The sequence below is a fragment of the Mycobacterium sp. genome, assembly GCF_025933915.1.
In the GTDB taxonomy this organism is placed as follows: domain Bacteria; phylum Actinomycetota; class Actinomycetes; order Mycobacteriales; family Mycobacteriaceae; genus Mycobacterium.
The window spans coordinates 41,357-60,084 of the sequence record NZ_JAICZA010000009.1; the positions used below are offsets into that span (position 1 = coordinate 41,357).

At 65.5% G+C, this 18,728-nt stretch carries 18 protein-coding genes; 11 read left to right on the forward strand and 7 right to left on the reverse strand.

Annotation, left to right across the window (positions count from 1 at the left end; all coding sequences use genetic code 11):
* Window positions 1–85 precede the first annotated feature (85 nt).
* Window positions 86–715: a TetR/AcrR family transcriptional regulator gene (locus Q0W90_RS02580; RefSeq protein WP_297595139.1), complete on the forward strand. Its 630-nt coding sequence runs from the start codon at window positions 86–88 to the stop codon at window positions 713–715.
* Between the two features lie 12 nt (window positions 716–727).
* Here Q0W90_RS02580 and Q0W90_RS02585 read toward each other — a convergent pair whose 3' ends face one another.
* The 4 genes from Q0W90_RS02585 to Q0W90_RS02600 all read right to left on the reverse strand — a co-directional run bounded on the left by Q0W90_RS02585 (window position 728) and on the right by Q0W90_RS02600 (window position 4,200).
* Complete coding sequence (locus tag Q0W90_RS02585; RefSeq protein ID WP_297595138.1) at window positions 728–1,348, reverse strand: hypothetical protein; 621 nt, start codon at window positions 1,346–1,348, stop codon at window positions 728–730.
* A gap of 98 nt (window positions 1,349–1,446) precedes the next feature.
* Window positions 1,447–2,265, reverse strand: a complete 819-nt coding sequence (locus Q0W90_RS02590) for a mycofactocin-coupled SDR family oxidoreductase (protein WP_297595147.1) — start codon at window positions 2,263–2,265, stop codon at window positions 1,447–1,449.
* 1 nt (window position 2,266) lies between these two features.
* Window positions 2,267–3,349, reverse strand: coding sequence for a dihydrodipicolinate reductase (locus Q0W90_RS02595; RefSeq protein WP_297595137.1), 1,083 nt, complete (start codon window positions 3,347–3,349; stop codon window positions 2,267–2,269).
* A gap of 62 nt (window positions 3,350–3,411) precedes the next feature.
* Window positions 3,412–4,200, reverse strand: coding sequence for an SDR family oxidoreductase (locus Q0W90_RS02600; protein ID WP_297595136.1), 789 nt, complete (start codon window positions 4,198–4,200; stop codon window positions 3,412–3,414).
* Between the two features lie 212 nt (window positions 4,201–4,412).
* On the opposite strand from Q0W90_RS02600, the gene Q0W90_RS02605 reads away from it, so the two are divergent.
* The gene (locus Q0W90_RS02605; RefSeq protein ID WP_297773010.1) at window positions 4,413–5,012 is read left to right on the forward strand and encodes a TetR/AcrR family transcriptional regulator; all 600 of its coding nucleotides are present in this window, start codon (window positions 4,413–4,415) and stop codon (window positions 5,010–5,012) included.
* 2 nt (window positions 5,013–5,014) lie between these two features.
* On the opposite strand, the gene Q0W90_RS02610 is transcribed toward Q0W90_RS02605, so the two are convergent.
* Entirely contained in the window at window positions 5,015–6,118 is a 1,104-nt protein-coding gene (locus Q0W90_RS02610; protein ID WP_297595134.1) for a dihydrodipicolinate reductase, read from the reverse strand.
* Window positions 6,119–6,506: 388 nt separating this feature from the next.
* Here Q0W90_RS02610 and Q0W90_RS02615 point away from each other — a divergent pair, with 388 nt between their 5' ends.
* The 9 genes from Q0W90_RS02615 to Q0W90_RS02655 all read left to right on the forward strand — a co-directional run bounded on the left by Q0W90_RS02615 (window position 6,507) and on the right by Q0W90_RS02655 (window position 13,772).
* Window positions 6,507–7,154, forward strand: a complete 648-nt coding sequence (locus tag Q0W90_RS02615; protein WP_297697434.1) for a hypothetical protein — start codon at window positions 6,507–6,509, stop codon at window positions 7,152–7,154.
* A gap of 217 nt (window positions 7,155–7,371) precedes the next feature.
* Complete coding sequence (locus Q0W90_RS02620) at window positions 7,372–8,913, forward strand: MorD protein (RefSeq protein WP_297595133.1); 1,542 nt, start codon at window positions 7,372–7,374, stop codon at window positions 8,911–8,913.
* Window positions 8,914–8,935: 22 nt separating this feature from the next.
* Window positions 8,936–9,730: a CbbQ/NirQ/NorQ/GpvN family protein gene (locus Q0W90_RS02625; protein WP_297595132.1), complete on the forward strand. Its 795-nt coding sequence runs from the start codon at window positions 8,936–8,938 to the stop codon at window positions 9,728–9,730.
* 17 nt (window positions 9,731–9,747) lie between these two features.
* Window positions 9,748–9,876, forward strand: coding sequence for a hypothetical protein (locus tag Q0W90_RS02630; RefSeq protein WP_297595131.1), 129 nt, complete (start codon window positions 9,748–9,750; stop codon window positions 9,874–9,876).
* Entirely contained in the window at window positions 9,873–10,598 is a 726-nt protein-coding gene (locus Q0W90_RS02635) for a hypothetical protein (protein WP_297595130.1), read from the forward strand. Before Q0W90_RS02630 ends, Q0W90_RS02635 begins: the two co-directional genes overlap by 4 nt.
* A gap of 13 nt (window positions 10,599–10,611) precedes the next feature.
* Window positions 10,612–11,040: a hypothetical protein gene (locus Q0W90_RS02640; protein WP_297595129.1), complete on the forward strand. Its 429-nt coding sequence runs from the start codon at window positions 10,612–10,614 to the stop codon at window positions 11,038–11,040.
* A 13-nt stretch (window positions 11,041–11,053) separates the two neighbouring features.
* Window positions 11,054–12,103, forward strand: coding sequence for a dihydrodipicolinate reductase (locus Q0W90_RS02645; protein WP_297773014.1), 1,050 nt, complete (start codon window positions 11,054–11,056; stop codon window positions 12,101–12,103).
* On the forward strand, window positions 12,100–12,522 hold the full coding sequence (locus tag Q0W90_RS02650; protein ID WP_297595127.1) for a hypothetical protein: 423 nt from the start codon (window positions 12,100–12,102) through the stop codon (window positions 12,520–12,522). The genes Q0W90_RS02645 and Q0W90_RS02650 overlap by 4 nt, the downstream gene beginning before the upstream one ends.
* 11 nt (window positions 12,523–12,533) lie before the next feature.
* Window positions 12,534–13,772, forward strand: coding sequence for a cytochrome P450 (locus tag Q0W90_RS02655; RefSeq protein WP_297697427.1), 1,239 nt, complete (start codon window positions 12,534–12,536; stop codon window positions 13,770–13,772).
* Here Q0W90_RS02655 and Q0W90_RS02660 read toward each other — a convergent pair.
* Both Q0W90_RS02660 and Q0W90_RS02665 read right to left on the reverse strand, forming a co-directional pair.
* A complete protein-coding gene (locus Q0W90_RS02660) occupies window positions 13,769–16,411 on the reverse strand; it encodes a sugar epimerase family protein (RefSeq protein ID WP_297773016.1) in 2,643 nt (880 codons plus the stop codon). The two genes, Q0W90_RS02655 and Q0W90_RS02660, sit on opposite strands and share 4 nt — an antisense overlap.
* Window positions 16,412–16,420: 9 nt before the next feature.
* The coding region (locus Q0W90_RS02665; protein ID WP_297773018.1) for a type I polyketide synthase at window positions 16,421–18,728 on the reverse strand (2,308 nt) is incomplete at its 5' end.

The following is an 18,728-nucleotide window of genomic DNA, read 5'->3' on the forward strand; positions in this document are numbered from 1 at the left end:
GTTTCCCACTAAGTGTCAGTTACCTGCCAGTTGTAGAGCGTAAAGGGGCGGTTGTCGGGAGTCAACCGTCAGTTACGCTGTCACAATGACCGCGGTGGAAGACCGGCCGTTACGGGCGGACGCGGCACGCAACGTCGAACGGATCCTGCGCGCGGCGCGCGAGGTCTACGGCGAGTTGGGCCCCGACGCCCCGGTGGAGGCGGTCGCCCGCCGGGCCGGCGTCGGCGAACGAACCCTCTATCGCAGGTTTCCCACCAAGGCGGACCTCGTCCTGGCGGCACTGGACCAAAGCATCGCCGAGGATCTCACCCCGGTGATCGACAGCGCCCGCCGCGCGAAGGATCCACTCCGTGGGCTCACCCAACTGATCGAGGCGGCGATCTCGCTGGGCGCCCGCGAACACAGCCTGCTGTCCGCCGCACGCCGGGCCGGGTCCCTCACCTCCGACATCTCGGTGTCGCTCAACGCCGCGCTCGCCGAGCTTGCCCGCGAAGGCCAGCGGGTCGGCAGCATCCGCGCCGATCTGGTCAGCGACGACCTGCCTCGCCTGATCGCGATGCTCTTCAGCGTGCTGTCGACGATGGATTCGGACAGCGACGGCTGGCGGCGCTACGTCGCCCTCGTCGTCGACGCGATATCGGTCGATAAGCGACGGCCATTGCCGCCGGCCGCCGCGCTGCGCTACACGCTGCAGCCCGACGGCTGGCCCCTGTGAACCCGCGGCCACTCAGCTGGCTGGCAGGCCCGCCTTGATGGCGGCGTCCTGTTTGCGGGCGAGATCGAGCAGGACATCGGCCGGCGTGGGATTGCCGATGACACAGTCGGATTCCAGGTCGACCATGGCTCTGCCCTCGACGAACACCGCCTCGGAAATCTCCATGGGGTTGGCCGGGTCGGTGCCCTGCCCGATCACCATGAACCCGTTGGAGCCGATGTCGATGGGCTGCTGCTGGCCGCTGACCTTCTTGCCGACGACGTCTCGCATGTTCGCGGCAGTCTGGTCGGCCGTGGCCGCATCGGGAAAGACCGCGATCGTGTCGACGATGGTGCGCTTGCCGTCGGGGTTCTTGAAGACCTGTCCCACGCCGACGATGCCGCCCGGATTCTGAGTCGGCGGCCCGTCAGCGGTGGCATTGGGCCCGACGTCGGCGGGCTTGATCAGCATGGAGCTGTAGTCCCCCGGCGCCCCCGGAGAGGACGAGGGGCCCGACGAGATGGCCGCGCTCGACGCCGGGGCCGAACCCGACGACGCCGTCGAACCCGTGTCCTGGCCGCAGCCTGCCATCGTGGCGCTGAGCAGCATTGCGGTGGCCGTCAGGCCGAGCGCGGACGTCCGGACATTTGTCATGAGCCCTCCTCATCGAGGTCAGCTATTTGTATCCCGTACCCCACCCGCCCGCAGCTTGAACACGCAAACTTTTGCGGCCGGCGTTGGCGAGTTTCGCTCTAGTTGATGGTCACGCCCGCGTCGACCTTGAACTGCAGCCCCGTCACGTACCTGGACTCGTCCGAGAGCAGGAACAGCACCGCGCTGCTGACGTCGGCGGGCTCGACGGCCGGCGTGGGCATCGCGTTCACAAAGATGGGAATCAGATCGGACCGCTGCTCGCCCAAGAGAGGCCCGAACGACGGCGGAACCATCCCGGTGGGCACACCCGTGGGAAGCACCGTGTTGACGCGCACGTTCTGTGCCGCCAGTTCGTTGGCCAGGGCCAGCGTCAAGCCGACGACGCCGTGCTTGGCCGCCGTGTAGGGCGTCTGCAACGGAAAGCCTTTGATGGCACCGGCCGAGCTGACATTGACCAGGCTGCCTCCACCCTGCTCGAGCAGGTGCGGTATCGCGGCCGCGCAGGTGTTCCACACTCCGATCAGGTTCACGTCGACCACCGTGCGCCACTGATCGGCGGTGGTCTTGTCCCACGCCGCGACCGTCAACACCCCGGCGTTGGCCACCGCGCCGTCCAGGCCGCCCAGCTCGCCGACTCCGTCGTCGACCGCGGACCGCAGTCGCGCCTCGTCACGGACGTCGATGACGCAACTCACGCAGCGACGGCCGAGGTCGCTCACCGCCTGCGCCGTTTGCTCGAGCTCTTGCCTTGTGGCCAAGGGGTATTCGATCTGCGGCAGGGATTCGCAGATGTCAAGCAGGATGAGGTCCGCACCTTCCTCGGCGAGCCGCAGCGCATGGCTGCGCCCCATACCGCGCGCGGCACCCGTGATCAGAATGCGTTTACCGGCGACACGTCCCGGAGCTGAGTTCGTCAGTTCACCGCTCGTTCCACATCAGGCCGCGCATCGTCGCGGAGAGCGGGATGTCCTCCACACCGAGCAGCCCCGGGGGCGCGTTGCACACCCAGTCGATCGCGTTGACCGCCCGGCCCGCCGTCGAGATGCACCCTGCGTCAGTGGAATCCAGTACCGGGTGGGAGACGTGGGTGTTGATTTCCACCCGTGGTTCACCCTCCACCACGACACGGTGCACCCCGGTGTGGTCCTCGGGCGGGAACTCCCAGTCGGGCGCAGCGGCCTGGGTGAGCCTGGTGACGTGCTCGAGGGTGATGACCGGTTCGCCGTCGCGGACGCCCTCGGTGGCAAACCGAACCGCGGCCATCTGTCCCGGCTCCACCGTCATCATCGTGCATTCGATACGTTCTGGGGTGTACCACGGTTCGACGCGTTGGCGCACGTCGTCGAGCTTGATGTCCAGGTTGTCCGCCAAACTGCGGACCTGACCGCCCCACATCGACACGATGACCCCGGGAAGGAACATCATCGGCGAATCGTCGTCCTCAGTTGATCCGAATCCCATTGCCGCACCGGTGAACTCGGCGTCATCGTAGTTTCCGTAGTCGAAGATCTCCTGCACGGTGATCGACGAGATCCGCGTGGTCAGGCTCGCCGCCGAGTGCACCAGCGTATCGCCGGAGAAGCCGGGGTCGATCCCGTTGACGTAGAGCGAGGTGTTACCGGCCGCGCAGGCACGCTCCAAGGGCTCCCGCAACCAATCGTCGGCATGGCGGGGCGTGACCAGCCAGACCATCGACGTGCCAACGACGTTGATGCCCGCCGCGAGGAACTTGGCCATCTGTTCGATGGCCTCCATCGGCCGGGTCTCACCCTGAGACGTGTAGACGACGCAATCGGCGCCCAGGTTCAGCAGCGCGTCGATATCGTCGGTGGCGATGATGCCGGTCGGTTCGTCCAGCCCACAGAGCTGCGCCGCGTCCCGGCCCACCTTCTCGGCGCTGGCGGCGTGCACCCCGACCAGTTCCAGATCCGGTCTGCCGATGATCGCCCGCAACGAATGCCGGCCCACATTTCCCGTGGAGAACTGAATGACTCTGCGCACTTGCCCTCATCCTTCCGACCGTCGGAGATGACCCATCATGCCGCGTTGAACCACAGTCCAGTTCAGTAATCGGGTATTGGCAGCGGCGAATTGTTCGAGTCGATGCCGCCGTCGACGTGGAAGGTCGCGTTCGTCGCGTAACAGTCGCGCGTGCACAGATACACCGTGAGCCGCCCGAGATCCTCGACGTCACCCAGGCGGTGCAGCGGTGTGGCCTCTTGCATTTTCTCCAGCGACCCGGGCATCAGGTCCAGGCTGCCCCGCAGACCGTCGGTGGCGAATGAACCCAGAGCGATGGCGTTGACGCGGATCTTCGGCGCGAGTTCCTGCGCCATGGCGCGGGTGAGCGCCTCGAGGCCGCCCTTCGCGACGCAATAGGCGGTCAGCGCCCGGATGCCGAACCGGGCAGAGCCGGACGAAATGTTCACGATGGAGCCGTGTCCCGCACCGAGCATGTGCGGGGCCACCAGCTGACTCATGATGAACGCGGACGTCACGCACCAGTCGAAGGTGTGCCGAAAGTCTTCGTCGGTGATGTCCAAAAACCGCGCGTAGGTGGAACCGCCGACATTGTTGACGAGAATGTCGATGCGGCCGAACCGCTCCATCGCGGTGTTCACGACGCGCTCTGAATCGGCACGACTCATCGCGTCCGCGACGAGCGCCAACCCCTTGCCGCCCGCGGCCTCGATACCCTCAATCGTGCCAACGATATCCGCCTCGGTACGTGCGGTCCCGACAACGGTGGCGCCCGCCTCCGCCAGCACCCGGGCAATGCCCGCCCCGACGCCCTTCCCGGAGCCCGTGACGATCGCGACCTGTCCGTCCAGCTGGAACTGTTCCAACGCCATGCCGAGCTCCTTCGATCGCACGTGGTGTGGTGCGCAGTTCAATCTAGGAACATAGCTGACTAAAGTCAATGAACCCACGCGACCGATGTGCGTGGTGCCACCGCTTATCGGACAATGATCAAGTTATGCAAGCCTTTTTGGTACAGGCACGGCATAATGGGCCGGTGAGCCCCGTAACTCTCGCATGAGCCGGGTCAACCGTGAGGAAAGAAATGGCCGTGACGGATCGCCTGTCGGCACGAGAAGCAAAGCGCCTGCAGACGAGGGAGCGCTTGATGGGCGCCGCAATCGCGGAGTTCGCCCGCGCCGGCATGGCCGAGGCCGACGTCAGTGCCATCGTGGCCGCGGCAGGAGTCGCGCATGGGACCTTCTTCTTCCACTTCCCCACCAAGGAGCATGTGCTGCTGGAGCTGGAGCGCCGCGAAGAGGACCGCATAGCCAAGCAGTTCGCACAATTCTTGAAGTCCAAGCACGATCTTGTCTCCGCATTGAATGAGGCGGTGCGCCTCGTGGTCGGACTGGAACGCCGCCTGGGCGATCGGCTCTTCAATGACTTTCTCGCGCTGCACTTCTCCCAAACCCGTCCGCAGACCGAGGACGGCAGGGATCACCCGTTGATCGTCCTGGTCGCCCAGGAAATCGCGCAGGCGCAAGAGCGCGGTGAGACGGATCCGCACGTCAATGCGATGAACAGTGCGGTGTTCTTCTTGCTGGGCCTCTACTCCCTGTTGATCACGACCAACCACTGGCCGGCCGGCCACACCCTGCTCGAAGACTTCGTCGCGAGGACGGTGCGAAGTCTGAAGCCCTGACGCTAGGGCCGTATGACGCCACGCAGCGGCATCAGTCCGAGTTCCTTGTGGGACATGAATCCCGGCGGCGCGTCGCACACTGCGGGAATGGCGTTGGCGGGGCCCATCGCGGTCCAGGTGTAGCCGGGCAGCGCGTAACCGCCGTTGGGGTCTTGCGCTCCCTGCAGGATCAGCTCGGTGGATGAATCACCCTCGATCACTATCCGGTAGTGGTAGTGCTGAGGCCAATCCTCCTGCGGTTCAATGGCATCGAAGGTGTCCATCGTGTATATCTCGTGAAAGATTATGAGGGGCTTACCGTCCACCCACGCCGTCCACTTGTGATGCTGGCGAGCGACAGTACCCTTCTTGATCACGCCCCTGAAGCCGGGCATGTCGCTGGTCTCCCCTCCTTCGAAGGGGATGTCGCGCGTGGCCGATCCCAGCTCCACCTCAGTCGTGTATTTCTCGACCGTTTTACCCATTCCCTCCACAATCATCGCCATCGACTGCGCGAACAATGGCCATGCTTGCCCCAACAGATTTGGGCCATCCTCAAACCCGGCCGGATCGCTTCCCATGCCCATCTCATACAGGTACTTCAGGGTGTCCCGCCCGAAATTCACCACCTCGTAGATGTGAATGGTGTCGATCTGACTGACGATTCGGGCCAGCGTCAGGACGAGCAGGTCTCCGGCAAAGCCCGGGTTGACACCACCCGCATAAAACGACGTGCCACCCTCGTGGCACGCGGCATCGATCCTGTCAATGTCCGCCTGACTGTGCTCAGTTCGATACCACCACGCCCCGCCCGACGCGACGACATTCTTGCCGCCGCGCAGCAAGCGGCACACCTCATCGGGGTCAGACCATAACGGCGCATAGAACACGCAATCGGCATCGAGCGCCTCGATGACCGCCTTGTCGGTGGTCGCCCGCACACCGGTCGGCGGTTTTCCGCAGAGTTCACCGGCGTCCTTGCCGACCTTCTCCGGACGATTGCACAGCACCCCGACCAGCTCGTAGGCAGGGTTGTGCGCAAAATGGCGCAGCGCTATCGTTCCGACATTGCCTACGCCCCATTGGATTACGCGATACTTCTTCTCGGGCGGCGAGTTGAGCGTCATCGCTACTCCTTTGCATGGCCAGAACGCCTGAGCGCTCGCTGAGCGTAGGCGTGTCCCGAAGGGTGTGTCAACGATTGCCAGCTGACTTTCGTCAGTACCACCGCAACGTGGATACGACACAGGCAGCTGCCCAGACCGTGAGTATTGCGCTGTGCCACGCGCTAATAATCTGGGAACACAGCGAAGCGCGGCTTAGCGCCATACCAACCCTGTCGATGCCTTTTGCTGACTCTAGTCAGCCTGTTATAGTGCACGAGCCGATCCAATCAGCGTCGATGACCGGGGAGGGTTCGTGGATTTGCCGAAGCTGCATCAGCGCGACGCCGGGATAGGTGCAGCCACGCGATCGTCCGGCTCCGCCCCGCCGGGTCTGGCCATCGACGAGCACATGGAACGCTCCCAGCGCGCGCAGCGCCGGGCCGACAAATGGCTTATCTCGGGCAGTCTTCTGATCGGCACCGCGGCCCTGGGCATTTTCGGGCTGCCCCTGTTCCTTTGGGGAGTGCGGCTGCTGCGGCGGGCACAACGAGACGGCCTCTCCGTTCGGCCGATGCTGGTCACCCTGCTCGGCTATCTCGTCATTATCGACGCCGCCATCAACACCGTCGGCTGGGCCCTTGACCTGGTGGCCAACCACACGCTGCTGGCCCGCGTGCTGCTCAACGGGTGGGGCAACATGTTCGACGCCGGTTACTTCTGGCACTACAACGAGCTGTGGGTCGGCGGCGCGGCGGGCCCCGGCGAAAAGGCGTTGGAGGTCGGCCTCATCCTGACCGTCTTCACCATGCGGATCGCCGCGGCCATCGGCTTTCTGCAGATGAAACGCTGGGGCCACCAGTGGATGGTCATCACCTGCTGGATGGGCGTGGTGATCTGGATTACCTACGTCTTCAACATGACCATGTTCGCCGACGTGCGCTTCGCCGGCGTCGTGCTGCCGGTCGTCGGCTGGTGGCTCTACGACATCTTCTACATCACCCCGTTTTTGGCCATCCCCTATCTGCACACCGTCAACCGCGAACTCTTCTCCGACTGAAAGCCGTACGCGCCTTTGGTTCACGAGAGTTCTCGACATCTCAGTACGCATCAACCGACCACGTCACCGAGGAGGTCACATCGTGGGCTATCTGTGGGAGATCCTTCGCTATGTCGCCGCGTGGGGCGGCACCGGACTGATCATCTGGTTCTGGTACTGGCTGTTCTCCAACATCGGGACGTTCTGAGCCGGGGTCGGGGAACGCGGGATTGGACCGATGACCGAACATTCCGATGGCCACGCCATGGCGCTGGAACGCAGTTGCGCCGTGACGGCGGTCGCGCTGAGCGAGCAGCGGCGCGAAGGCGTCCGGCTCGTCACCGGCGACCGGCGAGGTTTCGGGTTGAACGCGGCGCTCACCTTCGTTCATGTCCCCTACCCCGCCCCCGGCCGCTGGAATGCCGATTGGACACGCAGGACCGTGACCTGCGGTGTGGCGCTGCAATGCTCGCCATCAAAGGAACGTGTCACCGAATATCGCCTGAACGAGCTGTCCGTACCCGAACTGCGTGCGCTCACGCTGGTCGAAGGCGGCGTCGCCGTCGGCTGGATAGCGGCGCGGTGGCCCGGCCTGCTACCCGAGGTTCAACGACTGCTCCCCGAGGTCGGCACCGAAGCCGCTGACATGGATGCCACGCAGATGCTCAGCCGGGCAATCGCATTGGCGGCCACGGGACAGGAATTGACGGTCCATCCGCTGCTGGGCGCCCTACCGCTGGCCTACACGGCGCCGCATGGGTTGACCGATAAGTTGCGACGCAGCTTTGGCAGGATGCCGTGGACCACCACGCAGAAACGTCTCCCCCGGCCGTACTCGGTTCCGGTCGGCGGTGATGGGGGCGTCCGCAATCCCAACCTGCCGCCGCCGAGCCGGCCGCAGGACAACGATCTCGACGTCACACCCCAACACCGGCCCGGGATTCCCTATCCCGAATGGAACATGTGGACACAGCGATTCATGCACGACCACGTCGCCGTCATCGAGCATGCCGACGGCCGACACCTCCGCCGGCCGGTGCCGGTGGCCGTCGACGTCCGCAAGTGGTTCGAAGAACACACCCACCGGACGATGACCAACCGCCTCGAAGACGGGTCCGACCTCGACGTCGACCAATACGTCAACCACTACATCGACCTGACGACCGGTGAGGCCAAGGAACCGAGGGTGTTCCGCGACCTGCTGCCCAGCAGCCGCGACGTCACCACCGCATTGCTGCTCGATGGCAGCTCGTCGCTGGGGGTGCATGGCGGTCGCGTGTTCCAACTCGAATTGGCGTGCGCCGACGCGCTTTCGCGTGCCATGACGCTGGCGCGCGAACGCCATGGCGTCTTCGTGTTCACCGGCAACACCCGCCATCGGGTCGAAGTGCGGTGCCTCAAAGACTTCGAAGACCGCCGGTTCGTGCCGCCGAGCGGGCTGGGCCTGTCCACCCGCGGCTACACCAGACTCGGTGCGCCACTTCGCCATTTAACCAGCCGGCTGCTGGCGCAGACCTCCGAGCGGCGCCTGCTGATCATCATCGGTGACGGGCTGATCTCCGATGAGGGCTACGAGGGCCGTTACGCCTGGGCCGACACCGCGCACGCCGTCGAGGAGGCCAACGAGGCCGGGGTGTCGATGTATTACGTGGGCGTCGGGCCTACCCGCGTCGACCCCCTTCCGGAGGTGTTCGGACCGCGGCGGTCGCAACGAATCCGGCGCATCGAGGAATTGCCCCGGGTACTGGCCCATGTCCATCGCGAACTGGTCGCAGCCTGACTGCCGACCACCTGAGGAAGAGATGACCACCGACACATATTTCGCCAACGGCAACGAAGTTCAGCTATTCGAGCAGGCCTTCCTACGGCGCCTGCCGGTGATGCTCACCGGTCCGACCGGGTGCGGCAAGACCCGCTTCGTCGAGCACATGGGCTCGCTGCTGCGGCGGCCGGTGGTGACGATCAGTTGCCACGACGATCTCACCAGCTCCGACCTCGTCGGCCGCTTCATGGTGACCGGCGGTGATGTCGTCTGGACCGACGGCCCGCTGACCCGGGCCGTCAAGGCCGGCGCGATCTGCTATCTCGACGAAGTCGTCGAGGCTCGCCACGACTCATTGGCGATCCTGCATTCGCTCACCGATCACCGGCGGTCGCTGTACCTGGACCGCGCCGGTGAGGTGGTGAAGGCGCCCGAGGAGTTCATGCTGGTGTGTTCGTACAACCCGGCCTATCGCAGCTCACTCAAAGAGCTCAAACCGTCGTTCCGCCAGCGGTTCGCCACGCTGACGATGCAGTATTTGCCGCCCGACCGCGAGGCCGATGTGATCGTCGCCGAATCCGGAATCCCCCTGACCACCGCCCGGCGGCTGGTCGGCTGCGCGGTGGCGATCCGCACCGCTGACGAAGCCTTCCATTTCGAGCCGCCGTCGACCAGGGTGCTGGTCACCGCCGCCCAGTTGATCGCCGCCGGCGCAACCGAATTGGACGCGGCTGACGCCTGCATACTCGCGCCACTGAGCACCGACGGCGCGGTCACCGACGGTCTGCGTGAAGTCGCGGCCGCCAGCCTGGCCGCCTCGAACAGTTCGTCTTAGAGAAAGGAGCAACCGGCATGGACCGACAGGAGGAGAAGCGCAAAAGGGCGCTCATCATCTTCCAAATCTTCATTTACGGCTATCTGCTGGCGATGTTTGGCATCCAGCTCTACATGTCGTTCGCGCGGGGGTGGTGGAATCTGTGAATGTGCCGCTGCTCAAACGCAATTCGGGGGGCGAGCCGGACCGTGCCGACGGATCGCCCAGCCTCGAGGATCACCACGACGAATCCCGCCGGGCCCAGCGCCATGCCGACAAGTGGATGATCGTCGGCGCCGCCCTGATGGGCATGTGGGCGCCGGGCCTGATCGGATTTCCCATTTTCATGCGCGGAGTATGGCTGCAGCGCCAGGCGCTGCGCGCGGGCCTATCGGTCCGGCCCATGATCGTGACCCTGATCGGGTATCTGGTCCTGATCGACGGGATGCTCAACAGCCTGGGCTGGGCCCTGGACCTGGTCGCCAACCACACGTTGATCAACAGGGTGCTGATGGTCGGGTGGGGCAACATGTTCGACGCCGGTTACTTCTGGCATTACAACGAGTTATGGATCGGCGGCTCGGCGGGCCCGGGTGAGAAAGCCTATGTGGCCGGCCTGATCTTCACCGTTTTCTCGATGCGGGTGGCCGCGGCGATCGGGTTTCTACAGATGAAGCGGTGGGGTCATCAGTGGATGGTCGTCACCTGCTGGATGGGCGTGGTGATCTGGTCCGCCTACGTGTTCAACATGACCATGTTCGCCGATGTGCGCTACGCCGGTGTCGTGTTCCCGGTCATCGGCTGGTGGCTCTACGACATCTTCTACATCACCCCGTTCCTGGCCATCCCCTATCTGCACACCGTCAATCGCGAAATCTTCTCCGACTAAAAGGAACTGTGCCATGACCGCACCCACCACCGAAGACAAAGACCCGGCCGCCGATCTCGAGCCGGGGACCACGCCGTACTACGCACGAATGCACCGATGGATCAAGCGGGCCGTCTTGGTGTGCCTGGTGGCTTTGGTCATCGAAGGTGCGTTCACGTTGCCGTTCATGGCGGTCTACTACGGCTACCCGACGCTGAGCCTCACTGAGGTCTGCAGTGAACTGCTCAAAATCCGGTACTCCAACGACACTTTGGAGTGCAAGTACCCCTACCCGCCGTTCGGGCCCCCGGAGGGCGCCGAGGGCAAGGCCACCGCACAGGACGTCTGGGGGATCCAGCCGATACCCAAATACCACCGGCTGGGGTTCCGCGAGCTCGTCAGGATCCACGACGAAAGGCTGGCTCGGCAAGCAGCCCCACAGCAGGCGGTGCCGCACCCATGACGGGGCCGGCCCGTTGACCTATCGGGTCGTTCAGTGGACGACCGGTAACGTCGGCAAGAGTTCCGTCAAGGCGATCGCCGCAAATCCGACACTGGAGCTGGTCGGATGTTATGCCTGGTCGCCGGAGAAGGCCGGGCGTGACGTCGGCGAGCTGTGCGGGATCGAAACGCTGGATGTGAAGGCCACCAACGATATTGAGGCGCTGCTCGCGCTCAAGCCGGACTGTGTGGTCTACAACCCGATGTTCGCCGACGTCGACGAGCTGGTCCGTATCCTCGGCGCGGGCATCAACGTGGTGGGCACGGCCGGGTTCATCACCGGTCACTTCCTGGGTGCGGGACGGGAGCGCATCGCGCGGGCCTGCGAAGCGGGCGGATCGTCCATCTTCGGCAGCGGCATCAACCCCGGTTTCATCCAACTCTTCGCCATCGTGTCGGCAGGCCTCTCGGAACGGGTGGACAAGGTCTCGATGCTGGAATCCGTTGACACCACCATCTACAACTCACCCGCCACCGAGATACCCATGGGCTTCGGCTATCCCATCGACCAGCCCGATCTTGCGGCCATCACCGAGAAGGGGTCCGGCATCTTCGCCGATGGCGTGTTGCTGATCGCCGACGCGCTGGGCGTCGAGCTCGACGAGGTGCGCTGCGAAGCCGAATACGCCCAGACCACCGAGGATCTCCACCTTCCCGGCGATTGGACGATCGCAAAGGGGTGTGTCGCCGGCGTGGACGTCCGCTGGAAAGGGATTGTCGGGGACCGGGAGGTCATTGAGATCCGCGGCCGATGGCGCAAGGGCCAGACACTGGATCCGGATTGGCCGCTGGACATGGGCTACACGATCGAGGTGCAGGGTCGACCGACGATCAAGACCACCCTGAGTTTCCTTCCACCGCAAGATTTTGTCGGCGAGACACTGGACGACTACATCATGTTGGGCCTGACCATCACCGCGATGCCGGCGATCACCGCGATACCCGCCGTGGTCGCCGCGCCTCCTGGCATCGTCACCTACACCGACCTACCGCTGCCACTTCCCCGCGGAGTCCTGACAACATGACCGCAACACAAGAACCCTCGCTCCATCACGTCGTGTTCGCCGTAGCACCGGAACGACATGCCGCCGCGGCGCAAATGTTCAGCGATCTCGGATTCGTCTTCCAGCCGCTGCAGCTGGCCGAGCTCGGCCTGGACATCCATCTCGACTGGAATCGGGGTATCGAGCTGATCAGCCCGATCCCCGGGTCGACCGGGGAGGTCGCCGTTTCGGTGACCGAGTTCCTCGAGCGCCACGGCGACGGCGTGTTCACCGTGGTCATCGGAGTCCCGGCAGCTTCCAGGGCCGACGCCGTCGCCGAGCGCTACGGCGCGACAACGCGTTTTCGGCAACGCATGGAGGGCGAGGGCACCTACCTTGACGAAAACGACGTGTCGATCCTCGGGCTGACACTGACATTCCTGGCGACCAACATCCCGTGAAGGGAGACACCATGACCGTGAACACCACGATGCCGAGCATCTTCGATGCCGGCCTTCCGGCGCTCAGCTACGACACCACCGAGGCCCCCTTGGACGTCTACCCGAGGATTCGGGCAGCGCAGGACCTCGCTCCCATCGCGATCGGCCCGTTGGGTCCAGAAGTGCTGTCCTACAACCTCGCCCGGTCCCTCCTTCGTGACCCTCGTTTCGTCATCCCCCCGGGTATCCATCTCACCGCGCACGGCATCACGTCGGGCCCGCTGTGGGACCGAGTGATTCGCAGCATCTTGTGCATGGAAGGCGACGAGCACCGCCGCCTGCGCGGCCTGGTGTCCAAGGCCTTCACGCCGCGGGCCACCTCGCGTATGCATGGCACCATCCACACCGTGGTCAACGAACTCGTGGACCGGTTCCTGGGCATCGGCCGGTGTGACATCGTCGAAGACATCGCCCGGCCCTACCCCATTCCGGTCATCTGCGCGCTGCTTGGCGCTCCACGCGAGGATTGGGAACAATTTTCGCGCTGGGCCGAAGACATCTTCAAGATCGTCAGCTTCGACTGCAATCTCGTCGAGGAGGAGCCGGTCGTCCTGCGTGCGTGGGGTGAGTTCGACGACTACGTCGACAAGATGGTTTCGCTGAGGCGGGATCGGTTGACCGACGACCTGCTCTCCGAGCTCATCCGCGCCGAGGACAGCGGCGACCGGCTCAACGCCGCCGAACTGCGCATGTTGGCATTCAGCATCCTGGTAGCCGGAACCGACACCACGCGTGGTCAATTGGCGGCTTCGGTACAGGTCCTGTGCGATCACCCCGAGCAGTGGACATTATTGGCCGACCATCCCGAACTGGCGATGCCCGCCGTCGAGGAAAGCATGCGACACTCACCCGCCGTCTGCAGCACACTTCGCACCGTCACCGACGACACGACGCTCGGTGGCTACACCTTCCCGGCCGGTACATTCATCCTTGTGAATACCTTTGCCGCCAACCGTGATCCGGCGGTCTATGCCGAACCCGACCGCTTCGACATCGCCCGGGACGAACCGCCGCCCATTCTGACCTTCGGCGGCGGCGCCCATTATTGCCTGGGCGCGAACCTGGCAAGGCTCGAGCTTTCAGAAGCGCTCAAGATCCTGACGCGGCGGATCCGCCACCCTCGCCGCGTCGGACCGGCACCGTGGAAGCCGCTGCTGGGCATGAGCGGACCGACGAGCCTGCACGTGGAGTTCGATCCCTCATCCGCTTAGGAGGCGTTCGGACGCCGGTCGCTCGCCGGGAGTGACGAGACGTCGTCGGTGTCCGCGTCGAGCACTCGGATCTCCCCCGTGCTGCCGTCGACTTCGACGAGCGCGCCCGGCGGCAACGCCCGAGTGGCGCCCTGAACGTCCACCACACAGGGGAAACCGAACTCGCGGGCCACCACGGCGGCATGCGACATGGGGCCGCCGAGTTCGGTCACCACGGCCGCGGCGTAACAGAATGCAGCGGTGTACCCGACGTCGGTGACCTCTGCCACCAGGATTTCTCCGGGCTGTAGTTCGTCGATGGTGTCGGGCCGCACGATGCGCACCCGACCGCGAACCCGTCCCCCGCACACGCCGACCCCGCGCAGGGTGTCCCCGCCGGCCAGCGCGGGTGACGAGGTCGTGCTTGGCCGCCAGCTTCCGCTGAATACCGTCGGCGGAGCCACCGCAACCAGGCGGCGTTGTTCGGCCCGGCGGCGGGCCACCAGGGCCCCGACATCCGCCGGTAGTGGATCGAGCTCGTCGACGAGCAGATAGAAGACGTCGTCGGCGGTCCCGAAGATCCCGGCCTCAACCGACCTACGCCCATACTCACGCAGCAGCTTGCGCAGCACCCAGTTCGCCCGCACCACCTTGTCACGGCGGACTTCGCGGTCCCGGAGTTGCTGTGTGGCCAGCACCGCAATGGGCTTGGCCCGCAGTGGGATCCGAGTGCGCTGGGGCTCCGGCGCGGGTGGCGCGCACATCGCTCTGGTCACCATCCGGACCAGCAGCTCGGGGTCGTCGGCGTAGCTGGTTGACAGCATCTCGAGTTCGGCCGGGCCACGGTGTCCGATCAGCGCCAGCTCGGCCAGCAGCGCGCCATGGAATTCCGGTGCCTCCACGGCCAGCTTGTCCAGGCGGTCCCCCGGTTCGGCCAGCAGCGCCGTCACTTTCGGATCGCGCTGTGCGGCGACCACCAACCGCTGCATCGCCTCGACCGAACGCGCGCTGACCAATTCCGGTCCGGCGGGTGCGGCCGTGTCCCGGCCACACAAACCGCGCAGCAACACGTTGAAAGCCGCGCACAACAGGAATGAGCCCGCCGCCAGCACCCAGCCGTGCACAACCTGGTCACGCGCCAACGAGATCAGGCTCAGCAACCGGCGATCGTCGAGCCGGGTGGGATCGCCGCCGGTCAAGCGTTCCAGGCGATCGACATCGGCGACGAATTCGCGGGTGTCCAGGGGCGCGCCGGCGGACAGGCCGATCAGGTTGACGCCGAATACCCCGATGTTGCGGACGGTCCGCAGTCGCCTCCGGATGCGGCTGGTATCCGAGTGTGGACGCTGCTCCCCGAAGATCGGTAGGGCCGCCATGCTCGGGCCGAAGAACCCGCTGTTGCTCACCACCGTCGCCGGCTTCACGAAAGGCACCGTTTCGGCCATGAAATGCGCGGTCGTGATGGCGCCGTACAGCCGGTGGGCGAACACCGCGACCATGCGCATGGCGATTTCGCGTTGGATCATCCCCCCGGGCCGCAACCGCTCGGCGACGCACACGGCACTTGCCCGCAGTCCGCGAACCGTCGCCGACGCCGACGCCGGCGAGAACGGGCCGGGCAGCGCCTCCGACAGGTTCGTGGCCAGAAACGTGGGAAAGCGAGGATCGATCGGTGTGTCGAATTCCCCGTTATCCCCTGCTGCGCCCGCCAGATTGGGCTTCACACCGTCGTTGCTCGGCGCGTCGACCGAAGGTAGTTCCTGGATGTTGGCCAGCCGCCAGGGCACCGATACCACCCGCTTGCCCACGGTGACCCGGCCGCGCACCGCTTGCGCGAAATCTTCGACACATTCGCCGGATTCCCACGCCGGCCGGAATCCCCACTCTTCGCGCAACCGCGAGATGTCCATGAGCGGAGCGCCCCGCACCAGTCGCAGCGCCGCCGGCTCAAAGCCCAGCCGCACAACCGGGCGGTGAAGCGCAGCCGCGATCTGCCGGAAGGTCAACTCCCCGGGAGCGGCGAGATTGACCGGGCCGCTGGCGATTCCAACTTCCACGACCGCACGGTTGAATAGCCGAAGCGCGTCGTCGAGGTGGATGACCTGCATGCGTCGATCGCCCGACCGGGCGGGGAACACCGGTAGCGCCAACAGCCGGCGCACCCGGTTGTCGACGCTTCGGCCAAGGATCAGCGCGGAGCGGATCGCAACCCATTCCGTGCCCGCTTCCGCAAGCATGTCTTCGACCCGGGCTTTGAATTGACCGTCAACACCGACCGGAGTTATCGCGTCGTGTTCGGTCTTCGGCGCGCCTCCCCCGCCGTAAACGTGCGCCGTCGACGCGAAGACGATCCGCCTGGCCCCGGTCTCTGCCATCGCGTCGAGCACGTTGCGGGTGCCGCCGATGTTGACCTGATGGCTGATGGGATCGTCGTGTCCGGGAATTTCTGACCATGCGCAGTGCGCCACGGCTTCCGCGCCGGCCAGGGCGTGCCTGACAGCGTCGGCATCCCGGATGTCTGCCGCGACGAAATCGGCTGCGCTCGACCAGCTTTCAGGGCGGTGACGCGCGATGCCCACGACATCGTGTCCCTGAGTAAGCAGCCGCAGCGCGAGGCCGCGGCCGAGCACGCCGCTGGCCCCGGTCACCGCGATTCTCACTGACTACCCTTAGTCAATTGCGTCGTCGTCATCCAGCAGCGCAGCGTTGACCAGAGCGTCGAGGTCCATGTCCGCGATGTCCTTTTCGGTGGTCATCGCGGCGGCCGCCGGCTGCGCGGCGCCCTCGGCCTCGCTTGCCAACGCGAGCAACAGTTCCAGCACGCCGGCTTGGCGCAACCGCTTGACCGGAATGGATCCCACCACCCGCTGGATCTCGGCCTCCCCGGGCGCGGCGGCCGGTGTCTGCTGCTCCGTCGTGCCGACGAGTTCGGAGTACATGTAGCCGGCCAGCGCAGCCGAGTTGGGGTAATCGAATATCAGCGTCGGTGAAAGGGGCAGTCCGGTCGCGGATTTCAGCCGGTTGCGCATTTCGACCGCGGTGAGCGAGTCGAATCCGAGTTCTTGGAAAGCCCGGTCCGGGTGAATCGACTCCGGGCTGGCGCTGCCCAGCACGGTGGCGATGTTGGAGCGCACCAGGTCCAGCAGCACGGCCTGCTGCTCGTCTTCCGGAAGTCCTTCGAGGCGCTGCAGCAGAGCGGATTTGGATTTCGCCGCAGCCAACGAGTCGTCAACCTGACGCCGGGTCGGCGCGTTGATCAAATCGACGAACATCGGCGGCAGGGTTCCGCTGTCGAACTTGACCCGCAGTGCCGCCCGGTCGATATGGGCGGGCAGCATGAACGGCTCGTCGACGGTCAGCGCGGTGTCCATCAACTCCAGCGCCTCATCGGAAGACATCGCGACAATTCCGTCGCGACCGAAGCGGGCACGATCGGCTGCACCAAGCGCACCGGTCATGGCGCTGGCCTGATCCCACAGGCCCCAGGCCAGCGATACGGCGGGTAGCCCTTGCCTGCGCCGGTGCACGGCCAACCCGTCCAGGAACGAGTTCGCGGCCGCGTAGTTGGCCTGCCCCGACGCACCGGCCAGTCCGGCCATCGAGGAAAACATGACGAACGCCGAGATATCGAGGTCGCGGGTCAGCTCGTGCAGATTCCACGCGGCATCGACCTTGGCACGCAACACCGCTTCGACGCGCTCCGGCGTCAGCGACGAGATCACCGCGTCATCGAGCACCCCCGCCGCGTGAAAGACGCCGGATAGCGGTCGCTGCACCGGGATATCGGCGAGCACCTTGGCCAGCGCTTCACGATCGGCCGCGTCACAGGCGACCACCTGTACCTGCGCCCCGGCGGCGGACAGCTCGGTCATCAGCTCCGCGGCCCCCGGCGCGTCCAGACCGCGCCGACTCACCAGCACCACGTTGCGCGCGCCGTGGCGGGCCACCACGTGGCGTGCCAACGCCGAACCGGCCATCCCGGTCGCGCCGGTGATCAGCACGGTGCCCGTCGTCCACGCGTCGGGCATGGTCATCACGACCTTGCCGACGTGGCGGGCCTGGCTCAGGTACCGCAATGCCGCCGGCGCGCGGCGCACGTCAAACCTGGTCACCGGCAACGGGTGTAGCACGTCGTCGCCGAACAGCGCCGCCAGCTCGTCGAGCATCTGCGCGATCCGGTCGGGCCCGGCTTCGAAGAGGTCGAAGGCGCGGTAGCGCACACCGGAGTGGTCCCGGGCGACAACATCGGGGTCACGGATGTCGGTCTTGCCCATCTCCAGGAACACCCCACCGGGGGCAAGCAGTCGCAGGGAGGCATCGACGAACTCACCGGACAGCGAGTCGAGCACGATATCCATCCCAGCCATGCCCGTCCTGCCGGTGACCGCCCGGAACTTGTCCTCGAACTCCAAGCTGCGCGAATCGGAGATGTGATCATCGTCGAACCCCATCGCCCGCAGCGTGTCCCACTTGCCATGGCTGGCCGTCGCGAACACTTCCAGACCAATCTGGCGGGCCAGCTGGACCGCGGCCATGCCCACCCCACCGGCGGCGGCGTGCACCAGCACCCGCTGACCGGGCTTGGCGTCGGCCAGGTCCACCAGCGCATAGCGGGCCGTGGCGAACACCACCGAAGCCGTCGCGGCGGCGGTGTGTGACCATCCGGTCGGCACCTTGACGAGCAATCGCCGGTCTGTCTTGGCGATCGTTCCCGTACCGTCCGGGAACAGCCCCATGACGCGGTCGCCGACCACGAAACGTCCACCCTGCGAGGTAGTTTCGGGAGCAATTTCTATGACCACACCTGCGGCCTCGATGCCCATGACCGCGTCGGGGTCGGGATAGAGGCCCAACGCGATCATGACGTCACGGAAGTTGGCGGCGATGGCCGACAGCGCCACCCGCACCTGACCGGGCCCCAACGGCGCGTCGGCGTCGGGGATCCGCTCCAACCGCAGGTTCTCGATCGTTCCGTAA

Coding starts and splice junctions, on each gene's coding strand:
- Q0W90_RS02640 (WP_297595129.1), top strand. CDS start 10,612: ATGACCGCACCCACCACCGAAGACAAAGACCCGGCCGCCGATCTCGAG.
- Q0W90_RS02655 (WP_297697427.1), top strand. CDS start 12,534: ATGACCGTGAACACCACGATGCCGAGCATCTTCGATGCCGGCCTTCCG.
- Q0W90_RS02615 (WP_297697434.1), top strand. CDS start 6,507: ATGGAACGCTCCCAGCGCGCGCAGCGCCGGGCCGACAAATGGCTTATC.
- Q0W90_RS02600 (WP_297595136.1), bottom strand. CDS start 4,200: ATGGCGTTGGAACAGTTCCAGCTGGACGGACAGGTCGCGATCGTCACG.
- Q0W90_RS02625 (WP_297595132.1), top strand. CDS start 8,936: ATGACCACCGACACATATTTCGCCAACGGCAACGAAGTTCAGCTATTC.
- Q0W90_RS02620 (WP_297595133.1), top strand. CDS start 7,372: ATGACCGAACATTCCGATGGCCACGCCATGGCGCTGGAACGCAGTTGC.
- Q0W90_RS02585 (WP_297595138.1), bottom strand. CDS start 1,348: ATGACAAATGTCCGGACGTCCGCGCTCGGCCTGACGGCCACCGCAATG.
- Q0W90_RS02610 (WP_297595134.1), bottom strand. CDS start 6,118: ATGACGCTCAACTCGCCGCCCGAGAAGAAGTATCGCGTAATCCAATGG.
- Q0W90_RS02605 (WP_297773010.1), top strand. CDS start 4,413: ATGGCCGTGACGGATCGCCTGTCGGCACGAGAAGCAAAGCGCCTGCAG.
- Q0W90_RS02630 (WP_297595131.1), top strand. CDS start 9,748: ATGGACCGACAGGAGGAGAAGCGCAAAAGGGCGCTCATCATCTTCCAA.
- Q0W90_RS02650 (WP_297595127.1), top strand. CDS start 12,100: ATGACCGCAACACAAGAACCCTCGCTCCATCACGTCGTGTTCGCCGTA.
- Q0W90_RS02580 (WP_297595139.1), top strand. CDS start 86: ATGACCGCGGTGGAAGACCGGCCGTTACGGGCGGACGCGGCACGCAAC.